This is a genomic window from Sulfitobacter sp. SK025 (assembly GCF_003352105.1).
GTDB classification, from domain to species: domain Bacteria; phylum Pseudomonadota; class Alphaproteobacteria; order Rhodobacterales; family Rhodobacteraceae; genus Sulfitobacter; species Sulfitobacter pontiacus.
Genome location: NZ_CP025808.1, coordinates 1,159,953 through 1,175,095, shown reverse-complemented (window position 1 = coordinate 1,175,095; position 15,143 = coordinate 1,159,953). Strand labels below are relative to the sequence as shown.

Sequence of the window (15,143 nt, the reverse complement as noted above, 5' to 3'; positions counted from 1 at the left end):
CGCTGCGCCTAAAGCATCGAGGGTACGACCTGATCCGGCGGACGGTGCCCGTCTTCGAAGGTCTTGATGTTGATGATGACCTTCTCGCCCATCTCTACCCGCCCTTCGAGCGTCGCAGACCCCATATGCGGCAAGAGCACGACATTGGTCAGTTCGCGCAAGCGCGGGTTGATGTCGGTGCCGTGTTCATACACGTCCAGCCCTGCGCCTTGCAGCTCGCCCGCGCGCAGCATCCGCGTCAGCGCGTTTTCGTCGATCACCTCCCCCCGGGAGGTGTTTACGATCACCGCGTCGGGCTTCATCAGCTTCAGGCGGCGGGCGTTCATCAGATGGAAGGTGCTGGGGGTGTGCGGGCAGTTGATGCTCATCACGTCCATGCGGGCCACCATCTGGTCAAGGCTTTCCCAATAGGTCGCGCCAAGGCTCTCTTCGATCTCGGGGCGCAGACGGCGGCGGTTGTGGTAGTGGACCTGCATGCCAAAGGCAGCCGCGCGCCGTGCGACGGCCTGACCAATGCGGCCCATCCCCAGAATACCCAAACGGCGGCCGCTGACGCGCCCGCCAAGCAGCGCAGTCGGGGCCCAGCCCTGCCAATCGCCTTTTTGCATCTGCGCCATGCCTTCGGACATGCGCCGTGTGACCGCGAGAATCAGCGCCATGGTCATATCGGCGGTGTCTTCCGTCAGCACGCCGGGGGTATTGGAGACCAGAATCCCGCGCTGCCGCGCTGTCATCACGTCAATATGATCGACCCCCGCCCCGTAGTTCGCGATCAGTTTCAGCCGGTCCCCCGCCTGCCCGATCAGTGCCGCGTCGATTTCATCGGTCACGGTGGGCACCAGAATATCCGCAGTTTTCATCGCCTCGCCCAGTTCAGAGCGGGTCATCGGCGTGTCATCCGCGCGCAACGTCACATGAAACAGTTCCGTCAATCGCTTTTCGACGACTTCCGGCAACCGTCGCGTGACTACAACACTTAGCGGTTGCTTTGACATTGTGGGCCTCCCAAATATGGCTTTGCACTGTGCTTGGTGGCATGGTGTCCCAAGCAGAGACGAGGCACAAGAACCTCGCAGGGCAAAACTGCATTAAATCAACGGCAACAGACCAGACAGGCAGTCATGAAACCGATGTTACGTTCCGTCCTTTTGGGCACCCTTGCAGCCGTTCACCTGTGCACCACCCCGGTTTTCGCGCAAGAGGTCGGCCAGGTGACCAACCTGCCGGTGCCCCGTTTCGTGTCCATGAAAGCGAGCGAGGGGAACGTGCGGCGCGGGCCGTCGCTGACGCACCGGATCGATTGGGTGTTCAAACATCGCGACCTCCCCCTGCGCATCACGGCAGAGCATGGCCATTGGCGCCGCGTCGAAGACCGCGACGGTATGGGCGGCTGGGTGCATTATTCGCTTTTGTCGGGCACGCGCACCGTTCTGGTGGAACAGGACCGTCTGCAGCTGCTTGTCCGCCCCGACCCCAAAGCCCCCGTCGAGGCAGAGCTTGAACTGGGCGTGATCGCGCGGCTCGGAGCCTGCGATCTTGAATGGTGTTTCCTGCGGGTCGGCGGCTATAAAGGCTGGGCCCCCAAAGCGCGGCTCTGGGGCGTGGGCCCGAAAGAGCTACGCGACTGACCGCGCAATTGCACATGCCGCGGTCTTGCGCTTAGGTGACACAACACCGTCCCCATGATCAGGAGCTCTCATGCGCGCAGTCACCTATTCCACCCTTGGCGAAGCACGCGACGTGCTGACCCTGACCGAGATGCCAACCCCTACCCCCGCTGCGGGCGAGGTGCTGGTGCGGCTGGCCGTGTCGGGCGTCAACCCGTCCGATGTGAAATCCCGACGCGGGCGCCCCGGCATGACCCATCCGCCCTTCGAGACTGTGATCCCGCATAGCGATGGTGCCGGCGTGATCGAGGCCGTGGGCGACGGTGTGGACCAAGCCCGCGTGGGACAGCGCGTCTGGATCTGGAACGGTCAATGGCAGCGCCCCTTCGGCACTGCCGCGACCCATATCGCCCTGCCGCAAGCGCAGGCCGTCCCGCTGCCCGATGACGTGAGCTTTGACACTGCCGCCAGCCTTGGCATCCCCGGGCTGACCGCGGCCCACGCCGTGTTCAACGGCGGTGATGTCGCGGGGCAAACGCTGCTTATCCAGGGGGGCGCGGGCACCGTCGGCTATCTCGCCGTGCAATTCGCCGCCTGGGCAGGGGCGCGCGTTATCGCCACCACCGGAGCCAACGGGGCCGAGCGCGCAAAATCCGCAGGCGCACAGGTCGTGCTGGACTATAGCACCCCCGATCTGGCGCAACAGGTGCTTGATGCCAACGGTGGTGCCCCCGTCGACCAGATCATCGAGGTCGAATTCGGGGCCAATATCGCGCTGGATGCAGAGGTGATCAAACCCAACGGGCGCATCGCGGCCTATGGCTCTGCCAAGGTGATGGAGCCGACGCTCCCCTTCCTGCCCCTGCTCTTTAAGGCGGTGACCATCGACATCATTCTCGTCTACCTGCTGACCGAGGCCGAACGTGCCCTCGCGATCAAGAAAACCCATCAAGCCTTGGCCGAAGGGGCGCTGCACTGCCCGGTCGAGCAGACATTCGCGCTGTCAGACACGGTCAAGGCCCATGAAGCCGTCGAAGCCGGTGCCCGCGCCGGTGCGATCTTGATCAACTGCGAAGGCTGACAGCCCTCGCACGCGACACATACTGCACCCTTGAAGCGAGGGGGACGGCGGCGGTGCGCCCCCACGTCCCCCCTGTCGCGCGATCACGTGTTCGCCCGGATGCAGGATATCAGCAGCGAGACATACAGCGGCAATAGGCCCCTGCGGCCGAGCGACCCCGCTGATCCTCCCCAATAGAACACAGCCTGCTCTGCCCCAAACACGGCTCAAGAATAAATTCCGAGATTCTCCCCACTTTTTCTCCAGAAAGGTATTGCACCCCCCCGCACTCCGGACTAATTACGCCCACACGTTGGGATGTAGCCAAGTGGTAAGGCAACTGTTTTTGGTACAGTGTACCGTAGGTTCGAATCCTACCATCCCAGCCACTTCACTTTAGACATTATTATGATCAGGCCTTCGGGCCGCTGCAGGGTCCGAAATGCCCCTGATAATGCCCCTCGCCTAGGGTAGGCCTTCCTTCGCTCTACTTAGCCATTTTTCTGAGGCTACAGGTGGGGCTCTGGTCAGGACGGATCAGTGGTTACCTTGATATAGCTAGGGATGACCCGCTCCATCATTCATGATGGTATCTAGGTAATAGGTATAAGTAATGAATAAGAAGGGAGAAGAAGAGTAAGCGGTGCGCCGATCCCACCTATTTGACGTAATTCCACGGTAGCAGATCGTTGATCTGGCTTTGTTTGTGGCCTGCGACGATGGCAGTGACCGTATCTGTCAGATAGGCATGCGGATCGACACTGTTCAATTTGCAGGTCTCGATCAAGGAAGCGATGACGCCCCAGTTTGTGGCCCCGTCGTCGTGGCCAGCGAAGAGTGCGTTTTTGCGGTTCAGAGCTATGGGACGGATCGTGCGTTCCACTGCGTTGCTGTCCATTTCGATGCGGCCGTCGGTCAAAAACAGGCACAGCCCGTCCCAGTATTTTGCGATGTATTTGAGCGCTTCACCCAAAGGGGCTTTAGCAGACAGCCGCGCGCGGTTGGTCGTGAGCCACTCCTCAAACGCGACGATCAACGGTGCCGATTGGTCTTGCCGTGCTGCCAATCGCACCTCGGGTGCCAGACCCCGGATATCCTTTTCGATCAGGTAGAGCTGTAGCGCGAAGAAAATGTTGGCAGAAAAACGCAGCTTATTTGTCAGCACTATTTAGACGGGCAAAAAATACGGCTGACCGAAACATCTTTTCCAACCCACTTCTAAACACGCTTTCAAAGCGCCCCAGGCGTGCAGCAAACCAACTTGCTAACGAGCGGCAGCCAAACCCCTATCTACTAATGAGTCGGCATTCTGTGTTCGCCGCTGCTCGCGGATAGGCTCCCAACCGGCTGGCACTCGAAAAGGTTACCTAAGCGCTCTTAATCAACGTGTTTTTTGAGACTGGATTTGTTCGCTCATCGCTTGAACTGCGTTAACAAGTTCCTGCTGCTGATCATACATTCTACCTATCGTCGCCATCACATCGTTGGACAATGAATGAGTACATCCCAGAGCCTCGACAAGGTCATTCTTATAATTGTCTACTCGCTCACCAAGATTGCCGTGCATAGCCAGCATCTTTGCAGTGTTTCTTTCTAGGCCTTGAACTTGAATGATAAGATTCAAAATATCTTTGGCCTGCTCTGCCGTCATGTAACCTTCTGGCAGACGCACGGTTATTTCCTCGGTGGAAACCAAGCCTCTGATACCAATAATTAGAAGGTATGTTGAGCCGGCAACAAGCGATAAAAGCACCAACGATGCTATCTGCCATGGCTGCGATAGGAACCACTCGATCAGTGCATCTGCCCTTCTCGGGAGTGCCTTGAAATTTTCAGGTGTGGAGGTTCTGCCTAACCAGAGCTCTATCAAAAGAAAAATTGAATATAGCAAACCGATTGCAGAACCCAAGTAGCCTAGGAAGATCGCGATATATGCTTTTATTTTTGTCATAATTGCTTTCTTCGGTAGTTAAGCCCGTGCTGCCACGTGCGCGAGAATTTGACGATCCGATCACGATTCGATTGACAAAATTGTGCATTCTTATTTCCGGTCTGAAAAGCTGCAAGTTTTAGGACCCGTACCGCAACCCATAGAATTTATCCGCTTCAGCGTAGAGCGCATTCACGTCAGCCTCCGCGTCGCGAACCGCGTTGCCGCCGTAAAACAGCAGTGCGGCAATGTCGACGTAGTCGGCCATAGCAGGGTCTGACACTGCGGCATCATTGTTCATGTCTCCGAACTTAGCCTTTTGCCGCCCACCAAATGCCATAGCATTTCCGCTTGTGGTCGTCAGGCTTGTAGTTCCTTGCGTTACAGAACCTTCGTTAAGGATATAGGCATTCTCGCGTCGGGTTTGATCGAATGCGCTCGCAAACAAAAATTCTTGTTCGGGACCGTGAGAAAACGAGCCAAGTGCTGCACCGACACCACTGGTAGTACAATTATGCCTCATCGTGACCGCCCCGGAAAAATATGAAAAATTCCAAGACGGTGCCAAATTTGGGTTAGCGTTGTCGGCGCATATAATCGGAAAAATCGACCGGCTAGTGGCACCACCGCCCAGCATATCTACCTTTGCGATTGCGATCATTGTTCCCTCATAGGGGATCGGGTTGCGAAACTGAAAACGGGTCGTGTCATCGAGGCGAATGCATTCACGAGACCTCGATCCAAAGTCAGACCGAAATGATACGCTACCCTCGACAACGTCGAGATCGCAGTCTTGGACCCCTTGCCCTTGGAATACGTTCAGAAAGCGATTGCTTTGCGCGTCATAGAACCCCGGGCGATTGGTGAAGAAAAAACCCATACGAGGTTTAGGAATGGTAAAACATTTGGCTAGCATATCTGTTACTCCGCTGCTTCTGTGACAGGCACGGCAAAGCGTGTCAGCCAATTTTCATGTTTGAATTGTTCTTCGACAGGTGCGCTCGAAAGTGTCATGTCGATGGCACCTGTTTCTACAACTTCACCATCAAGAAACGTCCCATTGACACGATAAGCGGTGAACTCACCCTGCGCATCATCAGTGTCGAAGGACCCTGATGTGTAGGTGACGGCGTGAACCAAAGCCGTTGCCCCAGATGTCTGACCAGTGATGGTCCTCCCACCTGGACCATCACCTGCCGCACCGGCAGCGGTGATACCGTTAATGAACGTGAAACGATGCATCGTCATCAAGCTTGAAAAATATGCGGGCTCAAGCGATTTAACGTTGCCGCCAGACCGAAGGTGCCCGCCCGATTGCAGCGACGAGCCATCCTCTTGCATGGCATAGCGCAGCTCTTCATCTGAAAGATAAACGCCCGGATCCGCAGCCAGTTTTATCTCGAGCATCTGCCCGCGAACCTTCAAAGATGCCCCAGTCAGATCAATCAGAGCACCATTGCGGTAAAACTGGAAACCAAACAATTCTGTCGCCCCGTCGATACCGCGCCCAAAATCAATGTTGGTATCTATATCGAGACCCGCACCACCTTTTGTCGCAATTCGCGCCCGAATAAGACCACCTTCGCGCGTTGCGTAGGCGCAAACTGGCGATCCGCCCTTCGAAGTGCCCGCGAGCATTTCGACAAGGCGCAGCTTCGAATACTCAGATTTAAGCGCAAATGCTTCCCCGACGGGATGCACTTCATCCGCTTCATGAGGATAGGGGTAAGCTGAGGTCACAAATTCACAAAGGACGGTACGTTGAACCACCTCTTGCTGAGCTTGTAAAATCTCGTGGAAGGCTTCCGTTAAGTCTGAAAGCATCATTTGATGAACAGCAATCGGCGCAATATAGTCTGGATCATCGATCGCCCAAGCAGAGAAAGCTCTGATGTCAAAAATAGCATTGTCAAAATCTGCAATGTAATCGGCTTTAGAGTTGCCTGCAGAAGCATCCGCTTCGCCGTGGAGAAAATCCCAGATGGGCTTTGCTGCATAGCGCCCACCCTCTTTCGCTTCTACCATTTTGGCCATCTGCTCAACTGCCGCCATCAAGTTATTGCGTGGTCCACCGTTAAACAGAACATCCAGCGTCCGCGCTCCGATTGCAGCACTAAATGAGGCCACCAGATCAAACTGCCCTGCTAAAGCAATGCCGTCAGCGCGGCTCAGACCCTCATAGCCATCGGCCTCGGAATACTGAACAATCGACGCCATATCGTCGATGCTTGCAGTCCAAGTAACGTTAGTCGCCGCGTGCTGAAAATCGTTGGTATATGGCCCCCCATTGAACATGAGGTGCCCCGGTGCCGAAAGGATCGTGGTTCCCGAAAGCCGCTTGTACGCCAGAGATTGCCCCGCTTTACCGCATATTATCGCTGCGATTTTTGCCGCAATACGGGCGCGAACATCGGCGCGTCGCTTTTCAGCTGCCGCCCAAAAATTCGCCTCGATATCATCTAGCGTTTTGACATCTGCCAAGCCTACCAAGCTGGGGACTGACGCCACATAAACTGCCAATGGGCCAGCCCCGTGCGTGAAAATATCATACGAGATATCAGGATCCGCGTTCAGAACCTTGAACGGATCGCCCAGTGACGTTGCGCCCAATCCCGCATCTGTATCTGGGTAGATCGGATCTGCTTCGAATGTCTGTTCTTCAAGAGTGGAAATTCGAGGATCAAGGTTCTGGTTTTCAAGAGCCAAAACACGGGTTGAAACTTCGCCACTGCCAGAAAGCTGTTTAGCAAATTCAACGAATGGCACCGAGATCGTGCTGTTGTCCTTATTTCCGATTACCTCATCTAATAGATTTCCTTTGGAAAGGTCTGTTGTTTTAACGCCGTTTTCTGACATCACTTTCTCCTAGTAGATTGTAACTGCGAACGGCCCCGAAACCGGACCCGCGATGTTTTCGTCATTCTGAGGTTCCACCCAGTAATCCCAAGCTCCGGCATCGACGCAGGTAGCGGTCTCGACGAAGACAATGAGGTCATCGATTGCGCCGTCGAACGCCGAGACGGCATCAATTGCGAATTCTGTGTTGCCACTGACTGCTGATAAACGGTCCAATACCAACCCGACCGAGCTGGCGGGATCCCCGCTCACGTCAGTTCCACCGGCCAGGCGCGGAGTAATTGTACCGGCAACGAATTCAGTGATGGTGAATGCAGTCCGGTAGGTTTTTTCAGCTTCTAGGCTCAGCCCCTGAGAGAGCGTTCCAGCGGTGCCAGGCACGTGGGTCGCTACACCACCTGCGATCGTCCAGCCATCTCCCGGCGTCCACCCCATGCCGGAATTGAACGCGCTGTCAGTGATGAGGTTGGTGCGTGTACCGTCGCCATCGACGTAGGAAACTGTCGACCCAGCGGCAACGAGGATTGGCAATCCAACTGCGTGGGTCTCACGGTCCAGAGGATTGCCAGCAGGAACGCGGTAGATCTGAATTTGGGATGGTGCACCCGCAGTCGGCACAGATATGGTAAGCGTTGCGTAGCCAAGCACACCCATCACGGTGACGGCATCGCTAGCCAGGGCGGGTGGGATCGCTGGATCGTTGCCACCCACTATGATCGACGCGATGTCGGTGTAGTTTCCCGGCGTGGTCGAGGCCAAGGCCCGCGCGCGAAGCTCAACTTGATCCGTCGCAGAATAGACTTCCAGAGATGCGCCCGCAGAAGCTGCAGGGATTGTCACTGTCACCCAGGTAGAGGCCCCCTGAAGACGGTGATCAAGCTCAAAATCCGTCACGCCAGCCGTAGAGTCAGTTCCAGGGCGCAGGATAATTTCGAGGCCGTCCGGATCACCCGTCCCGGCGACACCACTTGCGATCGAGACGAATACCGGTACTGCCGGTACCGCAGCCGCCAAATCAACCTCAGCGCCCACACGGCCGTCCCACACGGGCGGCTCTTCAGCATCTGTCAGCATATCGATTTCTGGAGCCGCTGCGACCATGAGAATGCGCGCCTGGAAGTCTTCTGCAGCCTCTATGCCTCTTACCCTCAAGGCGAGACTTTCCGTCGCGATTGGCCCGATGTGTACGGCCTCACCAACACTCGGTAGTGGACCGGTGCCTGTCAGCAGCAATGCTCGCGAAGGCTCCGACGCCGGAGCGATCGCTCGCACGAATGAGGCACCGATGACATCCTCCGGATCAGCAAAGGTTCTGAACCGAACCCCAAAGCTTTCGCCTGCGATGACTTCTTCATCAATCTCGACCAAATTGCCAGAAACGGAGGTGACACGCGCCGCCACGAGTGTCCGGCTGAGCACGTCGAAGCTGCCCATTACCAGATCCCCACGCGTGACGACGCGGGCACGGCCGGACTGCATGGCGGAGAAGCTGTCTGCGCGATATTGCAGCTCATACATCCGGCGACGGGCTTCAATCCAGATTTCATCGGGATCGGTCTTGCCGGGCAGTTCGATCGCTTCTGTAAGGTTGACCGGGCCTTCGTGGCCGGGCCACGGCACAATGCGCTCGGCCTGCACATAGTCGTTGGTCTCATCGAGAAACGTGATCCGCATGCCGTCGGGGGCATCGAAGTATGATCGTGACCATTCGAACTGGTCGCTGTTGCGCGGGTTGATATGGTCGATGACCAATGTCTCCGGCCGATCAATCACCACGCCCCATTTGGTGCCATCATGGCGAGGGGTTGCCCGTCCTGCAGCACAGATCGCGTTGAGCATCTCGCCCAGGGCTTCCTGCGTGTCATGGACACGATCGTATTTCAGCCTCTTCGAGACACACCAGTCGTGCCAATCAGCGATCTGATCCATATCAATTTCAGTAGTCGATGCCGGATAAGGGTTCTGTGGGCCTGTGAGCGCAGCGAGATATGCTGTCGCCGGTGTTCTGCCGTATCCCAGCGCCCACTCATCATCGACACGCACTTGAGCCTCCCGCTCGAGCAGCGCGTTGAACGCATTGAGAGGACCGCTCAGCTGGTAGGTTGCGCGTACGCGGATCGCTGCAAAGGCAACTGGCTTATCAAGATTGATCGGATATTCGGGCCGGATCGATTGGACCGCAGACAGCACGACCTTGTCAGACACCTGCGTGCTGAGGTTGTCCTCAGACAGACGGGTCACCTCAATCTGCCAGCGACCACGGGTCGGCAAAGTCCAAGTGTGCTGGCGCAGAAAACTCTCCTGCTTTGCAGCGTTCACGTTCAATGTCACGACATCCGTCCAGACACCAACTCCGTTCAGCCGCGCCCTGATCCGTACCGAGACAGTATAGCCCTTCAGGCGACCTTTATCGTCGATCCTAAACAGCCCGCCTGGAAAGCCGAGAATGACCGAGGCGCGTGCGGCGTTGGTCGAGGTGAACCGAATGACCGGGGTCTCAATGCTGGGGCCTGGCACAGATTCACCATCCACACCGCGCGGTAGAGGTCGGACCAGTTCAGCGCCGTCGTTTTCCTGAAGGACCTGCTCCGGATAAAGTGTCAGCGGGCCATCGCCTTCGCGGCCTTCCCGGATCTCGACATCGATGTCCTCAAAATCTTCAATTGACGTGTCGCCGATCCGCAGGTCGGAGATACGCAACGGACCATATCCGAAGCAGAACAGCGCGCGGACATACTGATCATCCCCGACCACTTCGGTGTAGGTCTGAGCGGCGAACGGTGGCGCATAGCGGTGCTTGCCCACGGCGAAGGGTATGGGGGAACCGGGGCGCAGCTCGTTGCGCCATCCTTCAATCCGGTAGACGTTCTTTTTCTCGAGCGCATCCGGCGTTTGGACCGGAATGAGGGCGTTGACCAGCAGCTGCCCCACGATGCTCAGACCGGCACCAACAAGTGCAATCCCGATCTTGCTGGTGACACCAAGAAAGCCTGCAATAGCGGGGGCAAAGGCCAGAGCAGCGACCGAGACAACCGCCAACAAGACAGACCGCAAAGCGTTCTTGCCAGGGATTGTTCTGATTACCACATGCGTGCCCGCAGTTGGTCTCAGCCCCGACCAGTATTTTTCCTCTGCAACAGACGCGCCACGGTCGTTGACCAGGATGACGCGCAATAATCCGGACGCCGGACGGGCATGCGGCAAAGCTCGCGTGACAATCTCGTCGATGGTCAGACCAGGTGGCACGTCGAGCGAGACCCGTGCCATACCGGGATCGAAGAGCGGGGCCGCCATCACCGAGACGTTTGAAGCGCTCATGAAGCCTCCTTCAAACCGGCTGTGAACCGGAATATTCCTGCGAGACGACGGTGCCAGCGGGGCGAGAGGTAGTCCTCATGCTTGGCTTGGTCTTCGGTTGCCATGTGCAGCATCACGCTGGGCCGAACGTAGATCCCGACATGGCTTTCAAGACGGCCATGCCGAAACAGCAGGAGATCAAACGCCATCGGCTCTTCAACAAGCGACCAGATCGATGTGGCGGTCTCTTTCCCGATCAGGGACGCGACCTCTGCTTGTTCCTCGGCGCTCACGTACCCATCGCGGTAGTCGGGCAGATTCAGACCAAGTTCGCCTTGATAAACCACCTTGGCCAGACCCCAGCAATCGCATCCGGAGACAGAACGGCCGAGGTCCTCGTAGGGGATGCCGACATATGTGTTTGACCAGCTCATCGGAACAGCCCCGGAAAGCGGTCTTTGGTGAAACGGTCCATTGGAACGCTTTCTTCCTCGACCGGCGCGCGGCTAACCTGAAGACTGACCGAACCCGTGTTGCCATCAGCCGCGACCATCACCATCCCGCGAAACTCCACCTCAACGAGATCCGGTGATCCCGCGAGAACGACAGCCATATGGACCGTTGGACGATCGGTGAAAGACCGGAGCAGAGCGGCGATGTCGCTGTCCACATTCTCGACAACGATATTGGCCGCCGCCGGTGCATCTTCAAGGTCGCTTGGAATATCCGTTGACGCGAGAATGAACAGAAAGGGTTCAGTGGCGGGGTCGCTGTCCATCCAAGACGAGCGCGTCCCATACATCAAAGGATCGACCCAGAGCCGTTCGGTGGGATCCGTTGAGAGGCGCACAGGGGTATCCAGCTCAGGATGCTCGATCATGATCAGCGCGATCTCGATCTCAGCCGTGGTGGGCGCGTCAAAGGCCGTGCGCGCGTTCAGGGAGACCCGTCTCATGGCATCACTGTCACGGAAAACGCGATGACGAACCGGATGCCCCGGATGCTTTGCACCGGTGTCTCTTCTCCGAACAGGCAGAGCCACTGCGCGGAGAGCAGGATTGGAGAGCCGCCGTCGGTCAGCAAAGGGTTGCCGGATCCGTCCAACAGTGGCCAGCCATCGGTCATGGGATCGGGCATCCAGAATGGCAAGCTACCGAACTTGGTCTCGTACTCATAGAACCCGTCGAAGACGGCTTTCAGGCTGCGTGGCACATCAATCGACAATGTGACCGTGCGCGCGACACTGGACCAGCGCCGCCGATAGCCTGGTGGGCCGGTCTCGGTTGGCTTGCGCAGACGGGGATCATTGATCTGGACCTGGAGGTCCTCCCGCTGAGGTCTGGGCAGATCTGTTGGCCATGTCGGAACGCTCATCTCAGCGCTCCCTTCTGCCGCAAACCGTAGCGGTTGCTCAGCACCCGCTTTGCCCCGCCACCGGACTGGGTCATCGCGTCACCGACAGCGTCTGCCAGGACAAGCTTGGTGCTGCGCCGACCTTGGCTGTCAACGCTCTCCTGGCGGGTCTGGGTGATCGGGGCGCTTGAGTGGTTCTCGATGGTGATTTGGGGGCGCATGTCGATGTCGCCGAAGCCGCCAGATGTGCCGCCAATCTGCCCGCCGTTTGCAAAGCCGGGAATGTCAGCCCCGGCATTGATCATTTCCAGCAGCGTCCGGTTTTTTGCCGTCGCTTTGGCATTGACCATGTATTCGCCGGGCGACCCCCAGAGCGGCACCTGATCCGATGTCCCGCCGCCGCGACCATAGACCATGCCACCAACAGCAAGCTTTTGACCGGCGGGCTTCTGGCCGGGAAAAATGGCCCCCAAGGCCAGATCAATCAGACCACCGCCGCCTGAGGTGCCCAAGATCTGCGCGAGAGGCCCTTCTCCCAAGAGAAGAGCTTGAAACGCCATGTCCTGGATCTTGTCCGACAACGTGTCCAGCACGCCGCCAAGATCGCCCCCGCTGCGCCGGAGATCCTCAAAGGTGCCATGGGCGATGTCGCGGTAGCTGTCCCAAGCAGCCTTCTGCTCTTCCACAGCGGTCTTCTCGCGGTTGCGGGTCGCGATCAGCTCGCTGATCTTGGCCCGCTCGGCTTCAGTTGCGCCGGCAAGTTTTTCGCGGTGGCGCAGCATCTCTTGTTGAACCGGGTCGCTCTCGCGCAGGATCGCAAGCTCGTCTTCCAGGCCGGTGATCAGATCCGTGACGGCTTCGCGCTCTTTCTTGAGAGCATTGGCTGCACTGCCGCCGCCGCCACCCGAGCGCGTCTTGTTGACGATGGGGTTGTTGTTCGCGTCCAGACGGGGGCCAGTATAAACGAAGCGGCCGTCGGTCTTATTGGTCTCGCCTCTACGCGCACGCACCTCGGCCATGCCATCGCCACGTCCACTGTAGACAGCACCGGCCTGCATGTTTTGCAGCGACAGCGCCTCGTTCAGCGCAATCCCAAGGTTCTGGGCGAGAGCTGCAGCTTGTGCCACCGCCGGAGAAATGCCTGCCGCGATATCTACTAGCGAAAGACCGTTGGCCGCATCCCAGGCGGCCATGATCGCATCTTTCAGGGACTGGGACATATCCGCAGTCAGCCGTGTCCGTTCAAACACCTCTCGCTCTGCAGCAATCCGCGCCTCGGCCACCTGACGGCTGTCCTCTCCGTAGCGGACAACAAGGGCTTGGATTTCAGCTTGCTGGTTCAGTTGATCAAGGAGCACCTGACCTTGTGAGGCGGCAATATCAGAAGCCTGTCTGGAGTTGGCATAAAACCCATATATTTTGCCTTGAAGCTCTAGCTCGTCTTTCTTTTGCTGAACGATCGTTTCGTTCCAAGCGATCTGGCGTTCAAACTCTGGCTCAATGGCGCGCCGACCGGATTGAAGCTGATCCTCGAGACCTCGAAGCTCCGCAACCTTTATGATTGTCTCATTTACGACGGATAGAAACTGCCGTTGGTTGGATGTGAGTTTTTCTCCAGCAGCCGCCAGCGCTTCCATTTTGTCACGCGCTTTCTCCAAAGCTGCGACTTGAGCTTCGGGCCCCTCAGCAGCTGCAATGTCAACCTGAGAACGAGCGATCATAATGTCGCTTCCAGTGACATCCCACGAAGCGCGACCCTTCAAGTTAAGAACCTGCTCTCCGCCCTTTGCCATGGATGCCAAGATATCTTTGACTACGCTCTCGGTTTCCTCTCTTGCAGCGGCGGCGATATTCTTTAGTGCTTTCTGTCCCTGCTCGGACAGCGACCCAAAACGATCAATCATATCGTCGGCGGATGCGTTGGCAGAATCTGTAGCAGACTTGTATACGTCAATACTGTCAGACAGATCGTCTATCGCTTCGCCCAAAGAAACTGCTTTGGGGAAAGCGCTAGATAACCACCCAACTATGGCCGCCCCTGCAGCGATTGATCCAATCGTGATCAAGCTCACGGGGTTCAGCATGCCCAAAAAGGCACCGCCCAGTGCCTTCACGGCACCCGCAGCTCCCATAGGCCCGATGACCTGAGTGATCTGGGTACCTTGCTGAAGCGCGAGGGTCAGCGGGTTCTGTCCCGCAGCCATCATCACGCCGATGTCGTTGAACTGCGCGACCAGGTTGCCCATCTGGCCCGCCGCCGCGTTGTTTGAACGCCCCATGATCTGAGCGCTTTGACCGGTTGCTAGGTACTGCGCTTCCGCCAGAGATAGGATCCTATTTGCCTCGGCTTGGGTTGCAGCACCGGCGGCGACCGAGCGGCGGGTCTCATCGACAACGGCTTCGTACTGTCTTGAGGCGCGGTAGACCGGGTCGAGCGACATGCGCATCGCATCGAAGCTGGCTTTGTTCTGATCGAGCGTGCCACCAAATGCCGCCGCACTTTGACGCGCACTGTTGGTCGCGGCACCGTAGCCGGTCAGGCGTTCGATGCGCTGCTGGACGGCGGTGTTGGATCTCGTGACAGCCTGCTGAACCGCTTTCTCGCCGGTCGTGAAGTTGGTGTTTTCGTTTGCGGCGGATCTGGTCGATTGATCCAGCGCCGCGGTGCTCTTCCCCAGGCTGTCAGTGGCCTTCTTTGTACCAGCCAATGCGGACGTGGTCTCGGCCAGGGCTTTCTTCGCCCCGGTTGCATCCCCTCCGACATAAAGACTGGTCTTGAAGCCGCTCACATCATTCTCCGAATTTCAGCCAAAGCACCTTGCTCAATGGTTCTGATATCGCCCCACATGTCCGCATCGACTGTGAGGCCTGCCAGCTGCAGCCCGGATTGGGCTGCCGTGTAGTCGAGACCGATAGGCACGATCCGGGCTCCGATTGCGATTACTCTCCATTGGGAGCAGATCGCGAAAAACGCCTCCAGTGCCTCAAGATGCCAGGACCACAGTTCGAGCTCTTCTGCGTCGGTGTTGTCTTGGTACTG

General features: G+C 57.6%; 12 protein-coding genes, 1 tRNA gene and 1 pseudogene. 3 read left to right on the top strand and 11 right to left on the bottom strand.

Features of this window, described 5'->3' with window-relative positions; translation table 11 throughout:
- Positions 1–8 precede the first annotated feature (8 nt).
- Positions 9–995 (bottom strand): 2-hydroxyacid dehydrogenase, encoded by a 987-nt coding sequence (locus C1J04_RS05725; protein ID WP_037954222.1) that lies wholly within the window; start codon positions 993–995, stop codon positions 9–11.
- Positions 996–1,121: 126 nt separating this feature from the next.
- On the opposite strand from C1J04_RS05725, the gene C1J04_RS05720 reads away from it, so the two are divergent.
- The 3 genes from C1J04_RS05720 to C1J04_RS05710 all read left to right on the top strand — a co-directional run bounded on the left by C1J04_RS05720 (position 1,122) and on the right by C1J04_RS05710 (position 3,056).
- Positions 1,122–1,628 carry an SH3 domain-containing protein gene (locus C1J04_RS05720; RefSeq protein ID WP_009826311.1) on the top strand — a complete coding sequence of 169 codons (507 nt, stop codon included), beginning with the start codon at positions 1,122–1,124 and terminating at the stop codon, positions 1,626–1,628.
- Between the two features lie 70 nt (positions 1,629–1,698).
- Positions 1,699–2,688: an NADPH:quinone reductase gene (locus C1J04_RS05715; protein ID WP_009826310.1), complete on the top strand. Its 990-nt coding sequence runs from the start codon at positions 1,699–1,701 to the stop codon at positions 2,686–2,688.
- Between the two features lie 293 nt (positions 2,689–2,981).
- Positions 2,982–3,056: transfer RNA gene (locus C1J04_RS05710), tRNA-Gln, on the top strand.
- Between the two features lie 269 nt (positions 3,057–3,325).
- On the opposite strand, the pseudogene C1J04_RS05705 reads toward C1J04_RS05710, so the two are convergent.
- From C1J04_RS05705 to C1J04_RS19760, 10 genes and pseudogenes are all read right to left on the bottom strand, one after another.
- Positions 3,326–3,781 (bottom strand): annotated as a pseudogene (locus tag C1J04_RS05705) (IS66 family transposase); the annotation flags it as partial.
- Positions 3,782–4,048: 267 nt separating this feature from the next.
- Positions 4,049–4,618 (bottom strand): hypothetical protein, encoded by a 570-nt coding sequence (locus tag C1J04_RS05700; RefSeq protein ID WP_114865311.1) that lies wholly within the window; start codon positions 4,616–4,618, stop codon positions 4,049–4,051.
- Positions 4,619–4,736: 118 nt separating this feature from the next.
- Positions 4,737–5,477 (bottom strand): hypothetical protein, encoded by a 741-nt coding sequence (locus tag C1J04_RS05695; RefSeq protein ID WP_162797831.1) that lies wholly within the window; start codon positions 5,475–5,477, stop codon positions 4,737–4,739.
- A 41-nt stretch (positions 5,478–5,518) separates the two neighbouring features.
- Positions 5,519–7,453 carry a hypothetical protein gene (locus tag C1J04_RS05690; RefSeq protein ID WP_114865309.1) on the bottom strand — a complete coding sequence of 645 codons (1,935 nt, stop codon included), beginning with the start codon at positions 7,451–7,453 and terminating at the stop codon, positions 5,519–5,521.
- A 9-nt stretch (positions 7,454–7,462) separates the two neighbouring features.
- The gene (gene gpJ, locus C1J04_RS05685; protein WP_114865308.1) at positions 7,463–10,771 is read right to left on the bottom strand and encodes a TipJ family phage tail tip protein; all 3,309 of its coding nucleotides are present in this window, start codon (positions 10,769–10,771) and stop codon (positions 7,463–7,465) included.
- Positions 10,768–11,184: a C40 family peptidase gene (locus C1J04_RS05680; protein ID WP_114865307.1), complete on the bottom strand. Its 417-nt coding sequence runs from the start codon at positions 11,182–11,184 to the stop codon at positions 10,768–10,770. Before C1J04_RS05680 ends, gpJ begins: the two co-directional genes overlap by 4 nt.
- Entirely contained in the window at positions 11,181–11,705 is a 525-nt protein-coding gene (locus tag C1J04_RS05675) for a hypothetical protein (RefSeq protein ID WP_114865306.1), read from the bottom strand. The genes C1J04_RS05680 and C1J04_RS05675 overlap by 4 nt, the downstream gene beginning before the upstream one ends.
- The gene (locus C1J04_RS05670; protein ID WP_114865305.1) at positions 11,702–12,124 is read right to left on the bottom strand and encodes a hypothetical protein; all 423 of its coding nucleotides are present in this window, start codon (positions 12,122–12,124) and stop codon (positions 11,702–11,704) included. The genes C1J04_RS05675 and C1J04_RS05670 overlap by 4 nt, the downstream gene beginning before the upstream one ends.
- Complete coding sequence (locus tag C1J04_RS05665; protein ID WP_114865304.1) at positions 12,121–14,892, bottom strand: phage tail length tape measure family protein; 2,772 nt, start codon at positions 14,890–14,892, stop codon at positions 12,121–12,123. The genes C1J04_RS05670 and C1J04_RS05665 overlap by 4 nt, the downstream gene beginning before the upstream one ends.
- Positions 14,889–15,083: a DUF1799 domain-containing protein gene (locus tag C1J04_RS19760; RefSeq protein ID WP_368074129.1), complete on the bottom strand. Its 195-nt coding sequence runs from the start codon at positions 15,081–15,083 to the stop codon at positions 14,889–14,891. Before C1J04_RS19760 ends, C1J04_RS05665 begins: the two co-directional genes overlap by 4 nt.
- Between the last annotated feature and the right edge of the window lie 60 nt (positions 15,084–15,143).

Coding starts and splice junctions, on each gene's coding strand:
- C1J04_RS05725 (WP_037954222.1), bottom strand. CDS start 995: ATGTCAAAGCAACCGCTAAGTGTTGTAGTCACGCGACGGTTGCCGGAA.
- C1J04_RS05720 (WP_009826311.1), top strand. CDS start 1,122: ATGAAACCGATGTTACGTTCCGTCCTTTTGGGCACCCTTGCAGCCGTT.
- C1J04_RS05715 (WP_009826310.1), top strand. CDS start 1,699: ATGCGCGCAGTCACCTATTCCACCCTTGGCGAAGCACGCGACGTGCTG.
- C1J04_RS05700 (WP_114865311.1), bottom strand. CDS start 4,618: ATGACAAAAATAAAAGCATATATCGCGATCTTCCTAGGCTACTTGGGT.
- C1J04_RS05695 (WP_162797831.1), bottom strand. CDS start 5,477: ATGGGTTTTTTCTTCACCAATCGCCCGGGGTTCTATGACGCGCAAAGC.
- C1J04_RS05690 (WP_114865309.1), bottom strand. CDS start 7,453: ATGTCAGAAAACGGCGTTAAAACAACAGACCTTTCCAAAGGAAATCTA.
- gpJ (WP_114865308.1), bottom strand. CDS start 10,771: ATGAGCGCTTCAAACGTCTCGGTGATGGCGGCCCCGCTCTTCGATCCC.
- C1J04_RS05680 (WP_114865307.1), bottom strand. CDS start 11,184: ATGAGCTGGTCAAACACATATGTCGGCATCCCCTACGAGGACCTCGGC.
- C1J04_RS05675 (WP_114865306.1), bottom strand. CDS start 11,705: ATGAGACGGGTCTCCCTGAACGCGCGCACGGCCTTTGACGCGCCCACC.
- C1J04_RS05670 (WP_114865305.1), bottom strand. CDS start 12,124: ATGAGCGTTCCGACATGGCCAACAGATCTGCCCAGACCTCAGCGGGAG.